Source organism: Zobellia sp. 1_MG-2023 (assembly GCF_030549125.1).
Classification (GTDB): domain Bacteria; phylum Bacteroidota; class Bacteroidia; order Flavobacteriales; family Flavobacteriaceae; genus Zobellia; species Zobellia russellii.
In genome coordinates this window covers 561,210-579,922 of record NZ_JAUOSY010000001.1, presented here as the reverse complement: position 1 = coordinate 579,922, position 18,713 = coordinate 561,210, and the positions used below count along the sequence as shown (strand labels likewise).

The following is an 18,713-nucleotide window of genomic DNA, read 5'->3' as shown; positions in this document are numbered from 1 at the left end:
GAAAATGATCTCACCTGCCAAATTATTGGATATTCCACAAATTCTTGAGGTAACTAAAGCCTGTGCCGCTGCAATGATAGCTTATGGAATTTTTCAATGGAACGAGCACTATCCTTCAAAACAGGCATTTGAGGCAGATGTGGAACGTGGGGAACTCTATGTTTTGGAGAAAGATAATCAAATCATAGGAACTATTGTGATTTCTACTTTAATGGATGAGGAGTACGTACCTATTGAATGGCTTACGCCATCGGGAAAGAATATCTATATACACCGTGTATCCGTACATCCAGACTTTCAGGGTAAGGGCTACGCTCAAAAATTGATGGCTTTTGCCGAAAATTATGCACGGGAAAATTCCTTTGCTTCGGTTCGCTTGGATACGTTCAGTCAGAATAAAAGAAACCATAGGTTTTATGAGGCAAGAGGATTTCAGCGATTGGGTGATATTTTCTTTCCAAAACAGAGTGAACATCCTTTTCATTGTTATGAATTAGTGTTGTAATTTCGCCCTCTTGAAGGCCGAAATCAATTTTAAATCCATTAATAAGCTAGCAATACCCGCAACCATTGCAGGCATTGCAGAGCCGTTATTATCTATTACGGACACGGCCATTGTGGGCAATATTCCTGTAGATGGTCTGGAGTCACTTGCCGCGGCAGGTATCGTAGGTTCCTTTCTTTCTATGTTAATATGGATTTTAGGTCAGACCCGAAGTGCTATATCCGCCATAATTTCCCAGTATTTGGGCGCGGGGCGTATAGATGAGGTAAAAACGTTACCGGCACAAGCTATATTCTTGAATATTGGGCTGAGCATCCTCGTGCTACTTTCCACCATTTTTATCGTAAAGGATATTTTTCAATTGCTCAATGCCACGGGCAAGATTCTAGATTATTGTGTGTCTTATTATTCCATACGGGTATGGGGGTTCCCGCTTACGCTCTTCGTATTTGCGGTCATGGGTATTTTTCGTGGTTTGCAAAATACATATTACCCCATGTTGATTGCCATTGTTGGGGCGGTTCTTAACGTGTTGTTAGATTTTGTTTTTGTTTACGGAATAGAAGGAGTCATGCAGCCTATGTATTTAGAAGGTGCGGCATGGGCAAGCCTTTTGGCACAGGCTATTATGGCCATTATGGCCTTTGTTCTTTTGGTTACGAAAACAGATATAAGCCTTCGGTTGAAACTACCGGTTCATCAAGAACTGGGTAGATTGGTCGTCATGAGCCTTAATCTTTTTGTACGTGCCTTGGCTTTAAATACGGCGTTAATATTGGCCGTTAGGGAGGCCACGGAACTGGGGCCTAAATTCATTGGTGCGCATACCATAGCGGTCAATATTTGGCTGTTCTCCGCTTTTTTTATTGATGGATATGCGGCAGCCGGAAATATCATGGGGGGTAGGCTTTTGGGGTCAAAAGATTACAACGGATTGTGGAAGCTGGCCAAAAAAATTATGTTATACGGCCTGCTGGTAAGTGTTATACTAGTAGTTGCCGGCTTTTTGTTCTACAAACCTATAGGTCTGCTATTTTCGAAGGAAACTGTGGTCCTGAATGCCTTTTATGCAGTATTTTTTATCGTAATCTTAGGTCTGCCCATGAATACGGTTGCCTTTATTTTTGATGGTATGTTCAAGGGTATGGGGGAAATGAAGTACCTTAGAAACACCCTGTTGGCAGCTACATTTCTAGGTTTTGTTCCCGTTCTTTTTTTGGGGAAGTATCTCCATTGGGGGCTTTATGGAATTTGGATAGCTTTTACCGTATGGATGGCCATTCGTGGTGGGGCCTTGGTCGTTAAGTTTGTCAGAAAGTTTAGGCCGCTTTTACAAATCGATTAATTTTGATACTTACATTTGTTGAACAAATAAACCATAGTTATGGGAACTACCCGAGAAAACGGAAGTCTTTATACCAAAATAGATAACAAGGTCGCAACCATAGAGTTTGGCCACCCGGCCAGTAACTCATTTGTAGCGGAGCTATTGGATAGGTTAACGGCGGAGTTTAATAAACTCTCTGATAACGATGCTATATCCGTAATTGTTTTAAGGTCTGAAGGTGACCGCGCTTTTTGTGCAGGTGCTTCTTTTGACGAGCTTATGGCCGTATCCAATTTGGAGGAAGGCAAGGTGTTTTTTAGTGGTTTTGCCAATGTTATCAATGCCATGCGCCAGTGTAAAAAGGTTATTGTGGGCCGTGTACAGGGCAAGACAGTAGGTGGGGGCGTAGGTCTTGCTGCCGCTTGTGATTATGTATACGCAACAGAAGCCGCATCCATTAGATTGTCCGAACTTACCATAGGTATTGCTCCATTGGTCATTGCTCCGGCCGTGGAACGCAAAGTGGGAACGGCAGCTATTTCAGAACTGTCATTGGCTCCAACGGACTGGAAAAATGCGTATTGGGCTCAGGAAAAAGGACTTTTCTCTAAAGTTTTTGATGATATAAAGGAATTGGACAAGACGCTTGATTTTCATGTAGAACAATTATCGGCCTATAACCCAGAAGCTCTGGAAGATTGGAAAAAAGTACTCTGGCAGGGTACGGACCACTGGAGCAGTCTTTTGAGCGAGCGAGCGGCCATTACCGGAAAACTGGTGCTTTCGGAATTTACCCGTAACGCGCTTTCTAAATTCAAAAAATAACAATAACCGACTGTAGTTGACGTTTTACTTTTTTAAATCTCAGTTATGAATATTTTAAATTTCCTGAATGGCGACCTTGTTTTTCCTATTCTAGCCCTTTTTGTGGTGGTAGTCTACTTTGTAAACCGCGTTCGTACAAAAAGAAAATTCAAGAGGTAGTTTGTCCCTGTTTACATTAGGTTAGCGGGTCTTTAACCAGCCGGTAATGCTCAACCGTTCGCGTTTTGCAGGCTTTACTTCGTGCTCTAAATCTCGGCTTTCAAAAATTACTGCCCTACCCGGAAACGGGTAAATGGTTTTTGGTATTTCCCCGTTTTCTCCATTCAGGTACAGAACCAGTTCGCCACCGTGCTCGGGTTGCCAATCGTCTTCGTTTAGGTAACAAACTATAGAAAGTTTTCGCCTATCGTCATTTTGAAAAGTATCCAAATGCCTTGCGTAAAACTTTCCTTCCGGATAAACGGCATAATGAAATTCCTTTCTCATAATTCCCAGAAAACAAGTCTTATTAAGATATGAGGCCAAATCATTAATGCGGTCAAAGAAAAGTTTGTGGCTGGCGTTAATGATATTTTCATCCATCCAAAGAATAAAATCACCACGTATTCCGGTTTGTACAACTTCGTTTAATCGGTTTCCAATGGCCGCTTTTTTAAATAGGTCATCTTCATATTTTTCCAAAAGGTCCGTACGTAGGGCGTTTACCGTTTCTTGGGAAAGAAGGTCGTCAACAATGCTATAGCCGTTTTCCAAGATATCGGAGATTATCTTTTCATATTGCGAATTCACCGCAAAGTCTAGTTGGTCATACAGTTCTTCCACTTAGATCAAAATTTAAAAGCCGGCAAATGTAATCTATAAAGCAATTGGTTTTACAAAATGAATACCTTTGCACCACAATCCTATTTCATGAGTAAAATTAGAATCACCAAACAGTTCAATTTTGAGACCGGTCACGCGCTATACGGCTATGACGGAAAGTGTAGAAACGTGCATGGCCACAGCTATAAATTATCGGTAACGGTAATCGGTAGCCCTATTACGGATACCTCTCATGTAAAATTAGGAATGGTCATAGATTTTGGCGATTTAAAGAAAATCGTAAAAGAAGAAATCGTAGACCAGTTTGATCACGCCACGGTATTCAATAAAAATACGCCACACGTGGATCTGGCCAAAGAATTAACGGATAGGGGGCATAATGTAATTCTTGCGGATTACCAACCTACCAGTGAGAACATGGTTATAGATTTTTCTAAAAAGATAAAGGCCAGACTGCCGGAGAACATCAGCTTACATTCTTTACGATTGCAGGAAACCGATACTTCTTTTGCAGAGTGGTACGCATCCGATAATCAGTAACGCCTTTCTAAAAAGGGTATTCGTTATATTTGACATCAGATGAAAACCATTACCGTTCCTCAAGGCAAAAAAGTATATTTTTCCAGTGATAACCATCTTGGAGCACCTACTATGGCAGATAGCCTTCCTCGCGAAAAAAAATTCGTGGCATGGTTAGATGCTATTAAGGAAGATGCTGCCGCTATTTTTCTGATGGGCGACCTTTTCGATTTTTGGATGGAGTACAAAACCGTTGTTCCCAAAGGTTTTACCCGTACATTGGGCAAATTGGCCGAAATATCCGATGCCGGTATTCCTATTTATTTCTTTGTAGGAAATCACGATTTGTGGATGAACGGCTATTTTGAGGAAGAGTTGAATATCCCGGTATTTCATAAACCGCAGCAGTATAGTATAAACGGAGTTTCTTTTTTTGTTGGTCACGGCGATGGTCTGGGTCCCGATGATATTGGGTACAAGCGGATGAAAAAGGTGTTTACCAATCCTTTTGCCAAATGGTTGTTTAGATGGCTGCATCCGGATATAGGCGTGCGTTTGGCGCAACATTTATCAGTGAAGAACAAACTGATCTCCGGTGATGACGATGCCAAGTTCTTGGGCGAAGACAAAGAGTGGTTGGTGCAGTATGCCAAGCGAAAGTTGGAAACACAGCATTATGACCATTTTATTTTTGGTCACCGACACCTTCCTATGGAAATAGAAGTGGGCGAAAACTCAAAATACACCAATCTAGGCGATTGGATTCATTACTACACCTATGCCGTTTTTGATGGGGAAAAACTAAGTTTGGAGAAATACGAGCCTACTCATTAGCCTCGTGTTCGTCAATATCTTTCTGCAGGTCCAGTTTTCTAAATGTAGGCGAAACAATGGCTGTGGCCCCTACCGTCAATAAGGTCATGGCGCCACCAAAAACTACCGCAGTTACCGTTCCCATCAGTTTTGCCGTCAATCCGCTCTCAAAAGCTCCCAGCTCGTTAGAGGAGCCTACGAACATAGAGTTTACAGATGCTACGCGACCTCGCATATTGTCCGGGGTTTTTAATTGTAATATGGTTTGACGGATAATCATGGAAACACCATCTACGGCTCCGCTCACGAACAATGCAATTACCGAAAGCCAGAAGTAGGTAGAAAGTCCAAAAACAATCATACAGATACCAAACCCAAATACGGCAAAAAGTAACTTCTTACCTGCATTTTTATGCAATGGAAAACGAGTAGAGCCCAACATAGTAAGTGCTGCGCCAACCGCAGGAGCAGCCCGTAAAACCCCAAAACCTTCGGAACCTACATGAAGAATATCCTGGGCAAAAATGGGAAGCAGCGCTACCGCTCCACCAAAAAGTACCGCTATCATATCTAACGTTAAAGCCCCAAAAACAGCTTTTGTATTGAACACAAAACGGAGTCCTTCGCGCAGACTTTCAAAGACGGGTTCGCCAATTTTAGGATTGAGTATCGGTTTTCGTTTGATTTGGGACAGAGAGATGAGCGCCATTATGGAGAATCCGAAAATGAGGCACATAGACCAATGTACCCCGATCCAACTAATGGAAAATCCTGCTAAGGCAGGGCCTAATACAGAAGCCAATTGCCATGTGGTACTGCTCCAGGTGGCAGCGTTGGGGTATATTTTTTTAGGAACAATCAAAGCGATAAGGGAAAATATGGTAGGCCCTAAAAACGAACGCACAATGCCACCTAGGAATACCAAGAAATAGATGCAGTATAAAATGGTCTTGGTCTCCAGTTTATCTTCCATGGAAGGCCAGCTGAGCATAAACAGCCCAAAACTGATTACGGAAAACCCGAAGATGCATTTTACCAAAAGATTGCGCTTTTCTTTCTGGTCTACAATATGGCCGGCAAAGAGCGCCATTGATACGGCCGGAATCACTTCCATAAGGCCTATTATGCCCAAAGAAAGAGGGTCTTTTGTCATGGAGTATACTTGCCACTCTATAACTATGAACTGCATAGACCATGCAAATACCATGGCAAAACGAACCAGCAAAAAGATATTGAATTCTTTAAAACGTAAAGCAGCATATGGATCCATAGAAACGCTTTTTCAAAAGAAATAAGCGGCAAAGATATTACTATAAACCGATGAAAGGTATACTGCTGAGCCTAAATTTGTTTTCAAGTGCTATTTTCTAAAACTGACTAGCTAGTCGGTTTGTTGAAGCCTTGAATTGACGGTAGGGAAGGGTTTTGTCGATAAACGGCTCTTTTTTACATGGGAAAAGTAAAGAAAATATCGCTATAGAAATGAAAGAAATATAAAACCGACTCAGTGGTTTGTAGGTTGCTTTAGAGCAAACGAACGAAAATCTTGAGAGGTGTATTTGCTTGGTGCGATTCGCAGGTTAAGTTGCATCAAGAAATCCGTTAAATGGTAATTTCGATTCGGTTTCCTTCCGGGTCTAGGATTACACTTTCGTAATAGCCATCTCCTGTAGTTCGGGGTTCACCGGAAATCTGAAATCCGTCAGTTCTTAGTTGTTCCGTTAAGGAGTCTACCTTTTCTTTTGAACCTACGGAGAGTGCAAAATGAATGAAACCTAAATGCTCCTCGGTAGAATTTGATGCCTTTGTAATTTCAGGTTTGTGCATGAGCTCTAGTCGAGATCCTTCATCAAAACTTAGAAAGTGAGAAGTAAAGTTTTTGTTTGGGTTATGATAGCGTTCTCCGCAAACTGCACCAAAATAATGTTCGTAAAACTTTCGCGTACCTTCTAGGTCGGATACCCATATGGCTAGGTGCTCTATCTTCATTGTATATCTTTTAGTTTCATCTGTAAACTCACATTTCCCTGCCATTCATTTTCATCCAGAGAAAACACAGCGCTAAATGGTTTTTTGTTGGTGACAAGGGGTAATTTATCGCCCATATTAAAACCAATGCCGCCAATGGGGCCAATTCCGTTTTGGGTAGCAGCAAGTTTCAAGTGGGCCGCATCTTCACCTACTCCTTTTGCGTAACCCGTATCCTGTAGATTTTCGGACATAAATACCGGGGTCATATTCCCTGGTCCAAACGGGGCGAACTGTTTTATGATTCGCATGAGTTTGGGTGAAATATCCTTAAAGTCGATTTGGGCATCAATGGAAATTTCAGGAATTAGAAGATTTGGGTCTATGGTCTCTGCAACTACTTTTTCAAATTGAGATTTAAAGTTCTCAAACTGTTCTTCCAGCAAAGTGAGTCCGGCTGCATACTTGTGCCCGCCAAACTGCTCAATACAATCGGAACAACCTTGTAGTGCATTATACACATCAAAACCTTTTACGGAGCGTGCCGAAGCAGCTAATTTATCACCACTTTTGGTGAACACAAGTGTAGGACGGTAATAGGTTTCGGTAAGTCGGGAAGCAACGATGCCAATGACACCTTTATGCCATGAGTCTTTATAAACCACAGAGGTAAAACGTTCTTCTTCCTTGTTCTTCTGAATCTGGTCTAGGGCTTCAATCGTGATTTCCTTATCCAACCCACGCCGGTCCTGATTGAATTTTTCAATTTGGGCGGCAAAGGCTTCGGCTTGTGTTATATCGGTTTCCGTGAGCAGGTTTACGGCATGTTGTCCGTGTTTCATACGTCCTGCAGCGTTTATCCGCGGAGCGATAATAAACACCACATCCGTAATCGTAAGAACGGATTTTTTTATCTGATTGATAATGGCCTTAAATCCGGTTCGTGGAGCGGTATTGATAACCTGAAGACCAAAATACGCCAACACACGGTTTTCTCCTGTCATGGGGACAATATCTGCACCAATGGCCGTAGCCACCAAGTCAAGGTAGGGAACAAGGTCGTGAACGGTTTCTCCCTTTTTGGAACCCAAGGCCTGAATTAGTTTAAAGCCAACACCGCAGCCACAAAGCTCATCGTATGGATAGTTGCAATCATCCCGTTTAGGGTCAAGAACAGCTACCGCATCCGGAAGCGAATTGCCAGGCCGGTGGTGATCACAGATAATAAAATCTATTCCTTTTTTCTTGGCATAGGCAACTTTGTCAATAGCCTTTACCCCACAGTCCAAGGCAATTATCAGCGAAAAACCGTTGTCTTCCGCAAAATCTATTCCTTGGAAAGACACACCATACCCTTCGGTATATCTGTCGGGAATGTAGGTAGCAACATTGGGATAAAAACTCAGCAAATAGGAAGAAACCAAAGCGACAGACGTAGTGCCGTCCACATCATAATCGCCATACACCAAAATATTTTCGTTATTGAAAATAGCCCTTTCTATGCGCTCAACCGCCAAATGCATATCCTTCATTAAAAAAGGGTCGTGCAGATGGGACAGCTCTGGACGGAAAAACCTTTTGGCCTCGTCATAGGTAGTTATGCCACGTTGTAACAGCAATTGAGCCACCAAATCATCTACCTTAAGCGTACTGGCCAATTGGTCAATAGCATTTTGTTCAGGTTTCGGTTTAATGGTCCAGCGCATAGAATGAGAAGGGTGAAAATTTAATAGTTGATGCTTTAAACTTAGTCTTTATGAAAAATAGTCTTGATTTCCAATGTTGCAAATTTTCGGAACATTTCCATTACACCGCAGTATTTCTCAACTGAAAGGTCTACAGCTCTTTGCAGCTTTTTCTCTGCCAGATTTTTTCCATGGAAATGGTACTCGATAGTAACAGCATCATAAAACTTAGGGTGTTCATCCGTTAGGTTGGCTATGGTTTCAATGTGAAAATCGTCAACTTCCAACTTCATTTTTTTAATGAGCGAAGCTACATCTAGACCGGAGCAGCCAGCTAAACCCGATAGCATTAAAGCTTTGGGGCGCAATCCTTTTCCTTCGCCACCGTCGTCTGGTCCGGCGTCTATGTTCAACGTTAGGCCAGATGGGTTGGTGCTTTCGAACTGCATGTTACCTAGCCATTTAGTTGTAATATGATTTGTAGTAGCCATAATTTTTATGTTTCTTGTAAGAGTCAAAAATACGATTAATTGATAGATTTTAAGCTTGTATTCCACCTTGTCTTTTGAAAAGAAGGAAAACCAATAAGTCGTAATTTCCCCCCAAAAATAACGTGCGGTCCTAGTATGGCGCCATAGACAAAGCACGGATTAGGTCTTAAGATAATTAGTGATGTAAGTATAAAAATTTGGTTATGGATTGTCCCCTTTGTGCTTCGGAATCAAAATTTAAATTTAAAATCAATGGTTTTGATATTCATGACTGTGTGTCTTGTAATCATCGGTTTGCCAATATAAAAACTGATGAAAAGCATGTAGATAACACATATGATGATTCTTATTTTAATGATGGAGGTGCTGGTTATTCGGATTATTTATTAGAATCTGATTTACTATACGAACGCGGTAAGAGGTATGCGAAAAAAATGGAACAGATTATTGGCAAAAAGGGAAGGGTTTTAGATGTAGGGGCAGCGGCAGGATGTATTTTAAAGGGGTATGTAGACGAAGGTTGGAACGGTGTTGGAATAGAACCTAATCATCAAATGGCGCAATACGGTCGTAAACAATATAACTTGCAAATTGAACAAGGTGCTTTTGAAAGCTTCAGGCCTCATGAAAGGTTTGACCTTGTCTCTATGATACAGGTTGTTCCTCACTTTTATGAACAACAAAAAGCATTTATGAATGCTTCCAAGGTGTTAAAGGATGATGGTTTTTTGCTCATAGAATCATGGAATAGGCAAAGTATTTCCGCTAGAGTCTTTGGGAAAAGCTGGCATGAATATGCACCCCCAAGTGTTTTACATTGGTACTCTTTAGAAGGGCTGACAATTTTCTTGAAAAACTTTGGATTTGAACGGGTTTCTCATGGAAGACCCTCAAAAAAAATATCTGGAAGACATATAAAATCGCTGCTTGAATATAAGATAGGGAAGAATTTTATGTTAAATATGATTCCTGAAAAAGTAAATTTTTCTTATCCATCCGAAGATTTGTTTTGGGCTTTGTTCCGTAAAAAATGCACCTTACAAATTAAAGATTAGTCCGAAAGAATCTTTGCGACTTGGGTTTGTAATGTGGGAACCACATCTATCTCAAACCAAGGATTTTTGGACATCCAAAATCTATTTACCGGAGAAGGGTGCGGCAGTGGAAAAAACTTAGGCAAAAACTCATGGTGGTTAGCTACGTTCTCTGTAAGGTTGCGCTTAGATTGATCTTTTAAATAACGATCTTGGGCAAATTTTCCAATGACCAGAATTAGTTTCACTTCTTCTAACTCCTTCCAAAAATGATCATGCCATAGCGGTGCACATTCCTTACGTGGCGGTAAATCACCTGTTTTTCCTTTTCCAGGAAAGCAAAACCCCATGGGTAAAACCGCAAAATTATCCGGATTGTAGAATTGTTCATCGGTAACACCTAACCATTCCCTAAGTTTTCTGCCACTTGGATCATCCCATGCTTTGTTATGGTCATGAGCTTTTTTTCCCGGCGCCTGACTGACCAAAATAATTTTTGATTTCTGGGAGCCGGCCACAATAGGTCTTGGGCCTAAAGGCAAATGCTCGCTGCAAACCTCGCATGCGCGTATTTCGGAAAGCAGTTTCTGCATAAGGTTATTTTCTTTTCAATGGGTGTTTTTCAAAATTTAGACCTTCAAATCCGGTTTTCATAAAATTACGAATGTTCTGGTGTCCTGTACCTCGTGCATCTTTGAGAACATCGGCAAAATAAAAATCGCCAAAACAAGCTAGGGTCTCATCTTTACTAAGCTCTTGTGCTTTGGCAAAAGCAAAAAGTTTGCAAGAACCGGAATTCTGTCCTTCGGCATTTTCTAAGGTACCGTTGGTAAAGGCTGTGGGAGTAAAGTCGTAATTGGCGTCAATTACTGACATGGTTTCTGAAAACGCTATGGTTTCAGGAGTGGATTTTAGTTTTTTTAGGAATGTATCTAAGGTCATTAGTATTATTTTTTTCCGGCAACAATTATTACTATTTCGCCTTTAGGAGGTTTTTGGGTAAAGTGGTCTACGAGCTCTTCTGCCGTTCCCCTTATGGTTTCTTCGTAGAGCTTGGTAAGCTCCCGTGAAACGGAAACTTGCCTGTCCGCGCCAAAATATTCGGCAAATTGGCCTAAGGTCTTAATCAACTTATAAGGAGATTCGTAGAAAACTATAGTGCGGGTTTCTTCCGCTAATAATTTTAGTCGGGTCTGGCGTCCTTTTTTTGGAGGAAGAAACCCTTCAAAAACAAATTTATCATTTGGAAGCCCGCTGTTCACTAGGGCAGGCACAAATGCCGTAGCTCCGGGAAGACAGTCTACTTCTATGTTTTTTTCAACACAGGCCCGGGTCAATAAAAAACCGGGGTCTGATATGGCAGGAGTTCCTGCATCGGAAATTAAAGCAATGGTTTCACCAGCTTGTAAACGCTTTACCAAAGCATCAACCGTTTTGTGTTCATTATGCATATGGTGACTCTGCATCTGCGTGGTAATCTCAAAATGCTGAAGTAGTTTTCCACTGGTACGGGTATCTTCCGCAAGTATACAATCTACTTCTTTTAATACACGAATGGCCCGCAAGGTCATATCCTCAAGATTGCCAATAGGTGTCGGTACCAAATACAATTTTCCCATAAAAATTATTGTCGTAGCTCGTTCCCTACAAAATAGGCAACTAGCGTTGCTATAGCCGCTATAAAGGCAATCAGGTAGTCCTGGCCATCGGTTATATAATGTGCAAAGAACGCTAAAAGTGTATCAAAAAAGAAACCTGCATAGGCCCATTCTCTAAGCCATACGGAGAAATTACCCCATATGGCTATTAAGCCGAGTATTTTAGCAATGGCCAAAGGGTAAATTAGATAGGTAGGGTAACCTAGGTGCTCAAAGAAACCTGCAATCATTTCATAGTTGGTGAAATAATTGTAGATAGAGAACAACATAATCGCGGTCAAAACCCCTAGGGCCGACCAGTAAATGAGTTTTAAAGTTTTCATTGGGGGGCAATTTTTACTCTAAAATAATGATTAGCATTAACACTAGGTCAAATTTTGGTCAAAAAAAACCCTTTGTTTTAACAAAGGGCCTGTGTTTTTATGGGGGTAAAAGGTAAAACTAGGAGAATTTACGCTCAATAAACTGCATAAAGCGCTCCGCATATTCTTCCTTGCCCGACCAGTTATTATAGTCCGGTTTCACCATATTTTCTATAAATGAGATAGAACGCTCCTCGCTATCTATAGTATTCAATTGAGATAGGACTCTGTTGTAGTCTTCCATGCTGTCATTAAAAAGATGCTTAACAAAGGCCAATCTGTTGTTAAGGTCTATTTTAAGTTCTTTGTTTGAAACTTTATCGTTCAAAGACTTAGTATGCACCTCTTTTTTAGGGGCTACACCGTTTGGTTTAGGGGCCACAGGCTTTTGCGGTTCAAAAAGTTCCTGATCGTTTTTCATATAATCCGGCTTGGCCAAAAATTCCTTCAAAACCTCATCTACATGGTCTTCATGGCTGGGCATTTCCGAAATAAAACCTTTAATAGTGTCCATGCCCGGGGTAATAATGTCTTCTTCATGCGGATTGCTCTCTGGTACAGAGGCATTTTCTCTCAGGACCGCATTGGCCATCTTCTCAAATTTGGCTGCAATAACATTTTTTGATACGTCTATTTCTATGTCGTTTAATTTCTCCTCTATATATTTAAGAACGGCCAATTTTTCATACAGATTCTTGGCGGCATCGTACATGTCGCTAATTTCCATATCACGAGAAGTGATAATATCAGTAGATAATTTTCGCAGTTCTTCCTTCAATTTGTTCTTCATCGGTCAATTTTTTCTAATTCTACCGGGTTTGGGTAAAAAAGGTATCTCTATCTTTGCTAACTTTAAATTCTGAACTCTAAGGAAATGTTATTTTGGTTAAAATAACGGCTCAACTAAAGTTCTATAATATTAAGAACGAAAATCCCCATATTTTCGTCTAAAAATACAAAATGTTTCTCGAAAATACTGTTAATCACAAAGAACAATTCGGGTGGATAGAGGTCATCTGCGGTTCAATGTTCTCGGGTAAGACCGAAGAGCTGATCCGAAGATTAAAACGGGCTCAGTTCGCCAAGCAAAAGGTTGAAATTTTTAAGCCGATGGTAGATGTTCGTTATGACGAGAACATGGTTGTTTCTCATGATGCGAACGAAATTCGCTCCACACCTGTACCTGCAGCAGCCAATATTCGCATTCTAGGCGATACCTGCGATGTAATAGGTATTGACGAGGCCCAATTTTTTGATGATGAAATTGTTACGGTCTGTAATGATTTGGCAAACAAAGGGGTGCGTGTGGTGGTGGCCGGTCTGGATATGGATTTTAAAGGCAATCCTTTTGGCCCAATGCCCGCGTTAATGGCTACCGCAGAATATGTAACCAAAGTACACGCTATATGCACGCGTACGGGTAATCTGGCGAACTACAGCTATAGAAAATCTAGCAATGACAACTTGGTTTTATTAGGTGAAACGGAAGAGTACGAACCTTTGAGCCGTGCGGCTTATTACAAGGCGAGATTAAAGGAGAAGGTCAAGCATTTAGAGGTGAAGAGCGAAGAGATAAAAAGCAACGATAATGATAAGAAAGCCGATGGCGAAAGCAGGTGAGACCGTTCTGGAGATAGACCTTTTGGCTTTAGAGCACAACTACAGGTTTTTAAAATCTAAAATAGATTCCAACACAAAGTTTTTAGGTGTCGTAAAGGCATTTGCGTACGGAAGCGATTCTGTGGCCATTGCCCGAAAATTAGAAACCATTGGGGCAGATTATCTTGCTGTGGCTTATGTTAGCGAGGGTGTGGCTTTACGTGAAGCCGGAATAAAGATTCCTATATTGGTATTGCACCCGTTACCTGTTAGTTTTGAGAACCTGATTTCTTATAACTTGGAACCCAATATATATTCTCCTAAAATATTGGCCAATTTTCTAGAGGTTGCCAAAAGCGAGGGGTTAAAGCAATATCCAATACACCTAAAATTTAATACCGGACTCAATAGACTTGGTTTTACGGAGCATCAGATTAATGAGTTATGTGATGTATTGAACGACCAAGATGAAGTTGAAGTGGTCTCGGTATTTTCACATTTGGCGGCATCGGAGGATTTGAGCGAGCGTGAGTTTACGGAAAATCAAATTACAACCTTCAGAAATATTACCAATACGCTTATTCCTAAATTAGGAAAAGTACCCATGTTGCATTTGTTGAATACTTCGGGCATTATAAATTATGCTAGTGCACAATTTGATATGGTTCGTAGTGGCATTGGCCTTTATGGATTTGGAAACGAAGCGGCTATAGACAAACAACTTAAACCGGTGGCCACGTTAAAAACGGTTATATCTCAAATTCATACTATAGAAAAAGGACAGAGTATTGGTTACAACCGGGCATACAAAGCAGATGAAGCTGTTATTACTGCTACTTTGCCCGTAGGTCATGCAGACGGTATAGGAAGACAATACGGCAATGGAAAAGCTTATGTAACCATCAATGGAAAAAAAGCACCCATTGTTGGCAACGTGTGTATGGATATGATAATGGTAAACGTAACCGGAATAGATTGTAATGAGGGTGATGAGGTGGTTGTTTTTGGTGCAAACCCAACTGCTGAACAGTTTGCAAGTGGTGCCAAAACAATCTCATACGAAATACTTACGGGCATTTCGCAGCGTGTTACGCGAATCATTGTGGATAATTAATATTTACAAGCATTATTTTAGAGTAAGTCTTTTTTTGTTAATTTGCAGTGCATTGAATTGCGCTATAAATTAATTAACCATTAAAAACACTAAATCATGTTAAAAGATTTTAAGAATTTTATTATGACTGGCAATGTCATCGAATTTGCCGTTGCAGTTATAATGGCCGGAGCCGTAGGTCTAGTAGTAAACGGATTTGTAAATGACATTGTTATGCCAATTGTTGGTGAATTTACCGGAGGTGTAGATTTCGCTAACTTAAAGCATGTACTTACCCCTGCATCAGGTGTAGAAGGAGAAGCGGGTTACGTTGCTGAAAACGCTATTCGTTACGGTGCTTGGATCAATACCATTGTAAACTTATTGATTGTAGGTTTTGTAATGTTTATGATTGTTAAGGCATATGCCAAAGCTAAAGGTCCTGCTCCAGAACCAGCTCCAACAGGTCCTTCTCAAGAAGATTTATTAGGAGAAATCAGAGATTTGCTTAAAAAGCAATAAGAATATAGGTTGCTCATTTGGGTAGACCACCGCTGCACTGCAGTTTAACATTAAAACCGTCATTGAAGCTCGCAACTTTTCTAGCGGTTCTTTTTTACACAATTGTTATATTTAAAACAATTTGTTAAATAATGTTGATACGGATTTAAAATGCTTGTGAGGTCAATAGGGTTGCACTACATTTGTCCCTCTAAAATTAATTAAAGATGAAAGTAGCCGTTGTAGGTGCCACTGGTATGGTTGGCGAGGTGATGCTCAAGGTGTTGAGCGAACGTAATTTTCCAATTACGGAATTGCTATTGGTCGCTTCTGAGCGCTCTGTAGGTAAAAAACTCTCTTATAAGGATAAAGAATATACCATAATTGGTTTGGCGGATGCCGTAGCGGCAAAGCCGGACATTGCCATATTTTCAGCAGGAGGAGATACCTCTTTGGAATGGGCTCCTAAATTTGCTGAGGCCGGCACTACAGTTGTGGATAATTCTTCGGCTTGGAGAATGGACCCGACCAAGAAATTGGTGGTTCCTGAAATCAATGCGGGTGAATTAACCAAAGAAGACAAGATTATTGCTAATCCTAACTGTTCTACTATTCAGCTGGTTATGGCTTTGTCTCCGTTGCACAAGAAATACAAAATGAAGCGTGTGGTCATTTCAACATACCAATCGGTATCAGGAACAGGTGTTAAAGCCGTACGTCAGTTAGAGAACGAAATGACGGGCATTCAAGGCGAAATGGCCTATCCTTACCCTATCAACAGAAATGCATTGCCTCATTGTGATGTTTTCTTAGAAAACGGGTATACTAAAGAAGAAATGAAGTTGGCCCGTGAGCCACAAAAAATATTGGATGACCGTAGTTTCTCCATCAGTGCTACGGCCGTTCGTATTCCTACTGCTGGAGGACATTCGGAATCAGTAAACGTTGAGTTTGAAAACGACTTTGATTTGAACGATGTTCGTAAACTGTTAAATGATACTCCCGGTGTTACTGTACAGGATAATCCGGATACCAACACCTATCCTATGCCTATTTATGCGCATGATAAGGATGAAGTTTTTGTTGGCCGTATCCGTAGGGATGAGTCGCAACGCAATACATTAAATATGTGGATTGTTGCTGATAACTTGCGTAAGGGTGCTGCAACAAATGCGGTGCAAATTGCTGAGTATTTGTTAGAAAACCGTTTGGTATAAAATATATATATTTTCTAAATTTTTAGTTAAAACCTATGCTGTGAAATGCCGGCATAGGTTTTTTTATGGTACTTTTAACGAATTTCAATAGTCAAATCATGCAGAAATTCGTAGTACTTTTTTCTTTGGCTTCGGCTACTTTGGCCGGCCAAACATTGCCTAAAAACGAGAATCATATGGTGAAATATCCAAAGACCCGTAAATCGGAAACTGTAGACACTTATTTTGGTACTTCCGTAGCCGACCCTTACCGTTGGTTGGAAGATGATATGAGTGATGAGACCGGTGCTTGGGTAAAAGCCCAAAATGAGGTTACTTTTAATTATTTGGAAAAAATTCCGTTTCGGGAAGCATTGAAACAACGGTTGGAGAAGCTTTGGAACTATGAGAAATTAGGTTCTCCTTTTAAGGAAGGGAATTATACGTACTTCTATAAAAATAATGGTTTGCAGAACCAGTATGTGCTATACAGAAAACAAGGGGAGGGTAAGGAAGAAGTTTTCTTGGACCCGAATACCTTTTCTGAAGACGGGACTACATCTTTAGCTGGTCTAAGCTTTACAAAAGACGGTTCGCTTGCGGCCTATTTAATTTCGGAAGGTGGTAGCGATTGGAGAAAGGCCATTGTCATTAATGCCCAGACCATGGAAGTAGTTGAAGATACTCTTACGGATATTAAGTTCAGCGGAATTTCATGGAAAGGAAATGATGGGTTCTATTACTCTAGTTATGATAAGCCGGAAGGAAGCGAACTTTCTGCAAAGACGGATCAGCACAAAGTTTATTACCATAAACTAGGGACTTCTCAAAAAGAAGATCAATTGGTATATGGAGGAACGGAAGCCGAGAAGCATAGGTATATAGGGGCCTCAGTATCGGAGGATGAGCAATATCTGTTAATTTCCGCTGCTGTTTCAACGTCGGGTAACAAGTTGTTCATTAAGGACCTTTCACAGGAAAATAGTCCATTAGTGCCCATAGTTGAGGATACGGACTCGGATAATTATGTCATTGAAAATGAAGGGTCAAAACTATATATCGTTACCAATAGAAAAGCACCCAACAAGAGAATTGTTACGGTAGATGCTGAAAATCCAGGAGAAGAGAATTGGGTTGATTTTATCCCGGAAACCGAGAATGTACTGACTGCTGGTACGGGCGGTGGTTATTTCTTTGCGGAATATATGGTAGATGCTATTAGTAAAGTTTTTCAATATGATTACGATGGCAAATTGATCCGTGAAGTGAAGCTTCCCGGGGTTGGGAGTGCTTCGGGGTTTGGTGGTAAGAAAGAAAACAAAGAGTTTTACTTTTCATTTACCAACTATATTATTCCCGGTTCTTCCTTTAAGTACAATGTAGAAACTGGTGCATATACTTCTTATTGGACACCGGACATCGATTTTAATTCAGAGGATTATGAATCCAACCAGGTGTTTTATACCTCTAAGGACGGCACTAAGGTTCCTATGATCATTACCCATAAAAAGGGATTGAAGTTGAATGGTAAGAACCCCACCATTTTATATGGTTACGGTGGTTTTAACATCAGCCTGACACCTGCTTTTAGTATTGCCAATGCAGTTTGGTTGGAGCAGGGAGGCATATATGCGGTACCTAACTTAAGGGGTGGTGGCGAATATGGAAAAAAATGGCACGACGCGGGTACGAAAATGAACAAACAGAATGTTTTTGATGACTTTATTGCTGCAGGAGAGTATTTGATTGAAAATAAGTATACTTCTTCGGACTATCTGGCCGTTCGCGGTGGAAGCAACGGCGGACTTTTAGTAGGTGCTACCATGACCCAAAGACCAGATCTTATGAAAGTAGCTTTGCCTGCTGTTGGGGTTTTGGATATGTTACGGTACCATACGTTTACTGCTGGTGCTGGCTGGGCGTATGATTATGGCACGTCTGAGGAGAGTAAAGAAATGTTTGAATACTTAAAAGGATATTCCCCCGTTCATACTATTAAAGAAGGAGTAGATTATCCTGCCACATTGGTTACTACCGGAGACCATGATGATCGTGTAGTTCCGGCGCATAGTTTTAAATTTGCTGCGGAACTACAAGCCAAACAATCGGGAAAAAACCCTACCTTAATTCGTATAGAGACCAATGCCGGTCACGGAGCAGGTACGCCGGTAAGCAAAACTATTGAGCAATATGCCGATATTTTTGCATTTACCCTGTATAATATGGGTTTTGAGGCACTTCCGTATAAATAAATTGCCTATTTCAAGAATTAAATACCGTTTGGACTTTTCTTGACAAAAGAGTGCCTAGGTATA

Annotated in this window: 21 protein-coding genes; 11 read left to right on the top strand and 10 right to left on the bottom strand. The window is 40.8% G+C overall.

The window, feature by feature from the left end; all coding sequences use genetic code 11:
* The first annotated feature begins 4 nt into the window (after positions 1-4).
* From Q4597_RS02350 to Q4597_RS02340, 3 genes are read left to right on the top strand one after another with little or no spacing between them, the layout of a single operon-like run.
* Positions 5-505 carry a GNAT family N-acetyltransferase gene (locus Q4597_RS02350; RefSeq protein ID WP_303404809.1) on the top strand — a complete coding sequence of 167 codons (501 nt, stop codon included), beginning with the start codon at positions 5-7 and terminating at the stop codon, positions 503-505.
* A 10-nt stretch (positions 506-515) separates the two neighbouring features.
* Complete coding sequence (locus Q4597_RS02345) at positions 516-1,850, top strand: MATE family efflux transporter (protein ID WP_303404596.1); 1,335 nt, start codon at positions 516-518, stop codon at positions 1,848-1,850.
* Positions 1,851-1,889: 39 nt separating this feature from the next.
* Complete coding sequence (locus tag Q4597_RS02340) at positions 1,890-2,657, top strand: enoyl-CoA hydratase/isomerase family protein (protein ID WP_303404595.1); 768 nt, start codon at positions 1,890-1,892, stop codon at positions 2,655-2,657.
* A gap of 180 nt (positions 2,658-2,837) precedes the next feature.
* Here the strand turns inward: Q4597_RS02340 and Q4597_RS02335 are convergent, their stop codons facing one another.
* The gene (locus Q4597_RS02335) at positions 2,838-3,479 is read right to left on the bottom strand and encodes a 2OG-Fe(II) oxygenase (protein WP_215437110.1); all 642 of its coding nucleotides are present in this window, start codon (positions 3,477-3,479) and stop codon (positions 2,838-2,840) included.
* Between the two features lie 87 nt (positions 3,480-3,566).
* Here Q4597_RS02335 and Q4597_RS02330 point away from each other — a divergent pair, with 87 nt between their 5' ends.
* On the top strand, positions 3,567-4,019 hold the full coding sequence (locus Q4597_RS02330) for a 6-carboxytetrahydropterin synthase (protein WP_215437113.1): 453 nt from the start codon (positions 3,567-3,569) through the stop codon (positions 4,017-4,019).
* A 39-nt stretch (positions 4,020-4,058) separates the two neighbouring features.
* On the top strand, positions 4,059-4,832 hold the full coding sequence (locus Q4597_RS02325; protein ID WP_303404594.1) for a UDP-2,3-diacylglucosamine diphosphatase: 774 nt from the start codon (positions 4,059-4,061) through the stop codon (positions 4,830-4,832).
* Here the strand turns inward: Q4597_RS02325 and Q4597_RS02320 are convergent.
* From Q4597_RS02320 to Q4597_RS02305, 4 genes are all read right to left on the bottom strand, one after another.
* Positions 4,822-6,081, bottom strand: coding sequence for an MFS transporter (locus tag Q4597_RS02320; protein ID WP_215913576.1), 1,260 nt, complete (start codon positions 6,079-6,081; stop codon positions 4,822-4,824). The two genes, Q4597_RS02325 and Q4597_RS02320, sit on opposite strands and share 11 nt — an antisense overlap.
* 332 nt (positions 6,082-6,413) lie before the next feature.
* The gene (locus Q4597_RS02315) at positions 6,414-6,800 is read right to left on the bottom strand and encodes a VOC family protein (protein WP_215913577.1); all 387 of its coding nucleotides are present in this window, start codon (positions 6,798-6,800) and stop codon (positions 6,414-6,416) included.
* Positions 6,797-8,485 (bottom strand): single-stranded-DNA-specific exonuclease RecJ, encoded by a 1,689-nt coding sequence (gene recJ / locus Q4597_RS02310; RefSeq protein WP_303404593.1) that lies wholly within the window; start codon positions 8,483-8,485, stop codon positions 6,797-6,799. Before recJ ends, Q4597_RS02315 begins: the two co-directional genes overlap by 4 nt.
* A 41-nt stretch (positions 8,486-8,526) precedes the next feature.
* Entirely contained in the window at positions 8,527-8,955 is a 429-nt protein-coding gene (locus Q4597_RS02305; protein WP_215437125.1) for an OsmC family protein, read from the bottom strand.
* Positions 8,956-9,158: 203 nt separating this feature from the next.
* Between Q4597_RS02305 and Q4597_RS02300 the strand changes: the two genes are divergently transcribed.
* Positions 9,159-10,010: a bifunctional 2-polyprenyl-6-hydroxyphenol methylase/3-demethylubiquinol 3-O-methyltransferase UbiG gene (locus tag Q4597_RS02300; RefSeq protein WP_303404592.1), complete on the top strand. Its 852-nt coding sequence runs from the start codon at positions 9,159-9,161 to the stop codon at positions 10,008-10,010.
* Here the strand turns inward: Q4597_RS02300 and Q4597_RS02295 are convergent.
* The 5 genes from Q4597_RS02295 to Q4597_RS02275 all read right to left on the bottom strand — a co-directional run bounded on the left by Q4597_RS02295 (position 10,007) and on the right by Q4597_RS02275 (position 12,799).
* Positions 10,007-10,582, bottom strand: a complete 576-nt coding sequence (locus Q4597_RS02295) for a uracil-DNA glycosylase family protein (protein ID WP_303404591.1) — start codon at positions 10,580-10,582, stop codon at positions 10,007-10,009. The two genes, Q4597_RS02300 and Q4597_RS02295, sit on opposite strands and share 4 nt — an antisense overlap.
* A gap of 4 nt (positions 10,583-10,586) precedes the next feature.
* Positions 10,587-10,931, bottom strand: a complete 345-nt coding sequence (locus Q4597_RS02290) for a HopJ type III effector protein (RefSeq protein WP_303404590.1) — start codon at positions 10,929-10,931, stop codon at positions 10,587-10,589.
* A 5-nt stretch (positions 10,932-10,936) separates the two neighbouring features.
* Complete coding sequence (gene rsmI / locus Q4597_RS02285) at positions 10,937-11,608, bottom strand: 16S rRNA (cytidine(1402)-2'-O)-methyltransferase (RefSeq protein ID WP_303404589.1); 672 nt, start codon at positions 11,606-11,608, stop codon at positions 10,937-10,939.
* 5 nt (positions 11,609-11,613) lie between these two features.
* Positions 11,614-11,970, bottom strand: coding sequence for a DoxX family protein (locus Q4597_RS02280; protein WP_215437133.1), 357 nt, complete (start codon positions 11,968-11,970; stop codon positions 11,614-11,616).
* 118 nt (positions 11,971-12,088) lie between these two features.
* A complete protein-coding gene (locus Q4597_RS02275) occupies positions 12,089-12,799 on the bottom strand; it encodes a hypothetical protein (protein WP_215437136.1) in 711 nt (236 codons plus the stop codon).
* A 170-nt stretch (positions 12,800-12,969) separates the two neighbouring features.
* Here Q4597_RS02275 and Q4597_RS02270 point away from each other — a divergent pair, with 170 nt between their 5' ends.
* The 5 genes from Q4597_RS02270 (at position 12,970) to Q4597_RS02250 (ending at position 18,650) form a co-directional block, all read left to right on the top strand.
* Positions 12,970-13,629, top strand: a complete 660-nt coding sequence (locus tag Q4597_RS02270) for a thymidine kinase (protein ID WP_215437138.1) — start codon at positions 12,970-12,972, stop codon at positions 13,627-13,629.
* A complete protein-coding gene (alr, locus tag Q4597_RS02265; protein ID WP_303404808.1) occupies positions 13,613-14,722 on the top strand; it encodes an alanine racemase in 1,110 nt (369 codons plus the stop codon). The genes Q4597_RS02270 and alr overlap by 17 nt, the downstream gene beginning before the upstream one ends.
* A 96-nt stretch (positions 14,723-14,818) precedes the next feature.
* Positions 14,819-15,223: a large conductance mechanosensitive channel protein MscL gene (mscL, locus tag Q4597_RS02260; protein ID WP_215437142.1), complete on the top strand. Its 405-nt coding sequence runs from the start codon at positions 14,819-14,821 to the stop codon at positions 15,221-15,223.
* 206 nt (positions 15,224-15,429) lie between these two features.
* Positions 15,430-16,419: an aspartate-semialdehyde dehydrogenase gene (locus tag Q4597_RS02255; protein WP_303404588.1), complete on the top strand. Its 990-nt coding sequence runs from the start codon at positions 15,430-15,432 to the stop codon at positions 16,417-16,419.
* 98 nt (positions 16,420-16,517) lie between these two features.
* Complete coding sequence (locus Q4597_RS02250; protein ID WP_303404587.1) at positions 16,518-18,650, top strand: prolyl oligopeptidase family protein; 2,133 nt, start codon at positions 16,518-16,520, stop codon at positions 18,648-18,650.
* The last annotated feature ends 63 nt before the right edge of the window (positions 18,651-18,713 follow it).

Excerpts from the sequence above, each read along its gene's own strand:
- Q4597_RS02295 (WP_303404591.1), bottom strand. The coding sequence starts at position 10,582 with ATGCAGAAACTGCTTTCCGAAATACGCGCATGCGAGGTTTGCAGCGAG.
- Q4597_RS02305 (WP_215437125.1), bottom strand. The coding sequence starts at position 8,955 with ATGGCTACTACAAATCATATTACAACTAAATGGCTAGGTAACATGCAG.
- Q4597_RS02255 (WP_303404588.1), top strand. The coding sequence starts at position 15,430 with ATGAAAGTAGCCGTTGTAGGTGCCACTGGTATGGTTGGCGAGGTGATG.
- Q4597_RS02270 (WP_215437138.1), top strand. The coding sequence starts at position 12,970 with ATGTTTCTCGAAAATACTGTTAATCACAAAGAACAATTCGGGTGGATA.
- Q4597_RS02325 (WP_303404594.1), top strand. The coding sequence starts at position 4,059 with ATGAAAACCATTACCGTTCCTCAAGGCAAAAAAGTATATTTTTCCAGT.
- Q4597_RS02250 (WP_303404587.1), top strand. The coding sequence starts at position 16,518 with ATGCAGAAATTCGTAGTACTTTTTTCTTTGGCTTCGGCTACTTTGGCC.
- mscL (WP_215437142.1), top strand. The coding sequence starts at position 14,819 with ATGTTAAAAGATTTTAAGAATTTTATTATGACTGGCAATGTCATCGAA.
- Q4597_RS02300 (WP_303404592.1), top strand. The coding sequence starts at position 9,159 with ATGGATTGTCCCCTTTGTGCTTCGGAATCAAAATTTAAATTTAAAATC.
- Q4597_RS02280 (WP_215437133.1), bottom strand. The coding sequence starts at position 11,970 with ATGAAAACTTTAAAACTCATTTACTGGTCGGCCCTAGGGGTTTTGACC.
- recJ (WP_303404593.1), bottom strand. The coding sequence starts at position 8,485 with ATGCGCTGGACCATTAAACCGAAACCTGAACAAAATGCTATTGACCAA.
- alr (WP_303404808.1), top strand. The coding sequence starts at position 13,613 with ATGGCGAAAGCAGGTGAGACCGTTCTGGAGATAGACCTTTTGGCTTTA.
- Q4597_RS02340 (WP_303404595.1), top strand. The coding sequence starts at position 1,890 with ATGGGAACTACCCGAGAAAACGGAAGTCTTTATACCAAAATAGATAAC.
- rsmI (WP_303404589.1), bottom strand. The coding sequence starts at position 11,608 with ATGGGAAAATTGTATTTGGTACCGACACCTATTGGCAATCTTGAGGAT.
- Q4597_RS02290 (WP_303404590.1), bottom strand. The coding sequence starts at position 10,931 with ATGACCTTAGATACATTCCTAAAAAAACTAAAATCCACTCCTGAAACC.
- Q4597_RS02275 (WP_215437136.1), bottom strand. The coding sequence starts at position 12,799 with ATGAAGAACAAATTGAAGGAAGAACTGCGAAAATTATCTACTGATATT.
- Q4597_RS02315 (WP_215913577.1), bottom strand. The coding sequence starts at position 6,800 with ATGAAGATAGAGCACCTAGCCATATGGGTATCCGACCTAGAAGGTACG.
- Q4597_RS02330 (WP_215437113.1), top strand. The coding sequence starts at position 3,567 with ATGAGTAAAATTAGAATCACCAAACAGTTCAATTTTGAGACCGGTCAC.
- Q4597_RS02320 (WP_215913576.1), bottom strand. The coding sequence starts at position 6,081 with ATGGATCCATATGCTGCTTTACGTTTTAAAGAATTCAATATCTTTTTG.
- Q4597_RS02350 (WP_303404809.1), top strand. The coding sequence starts at position 5 with ATGATCTCACCTGCCAAATTATTGGATATTCCACAAATTCTTGAGGTA.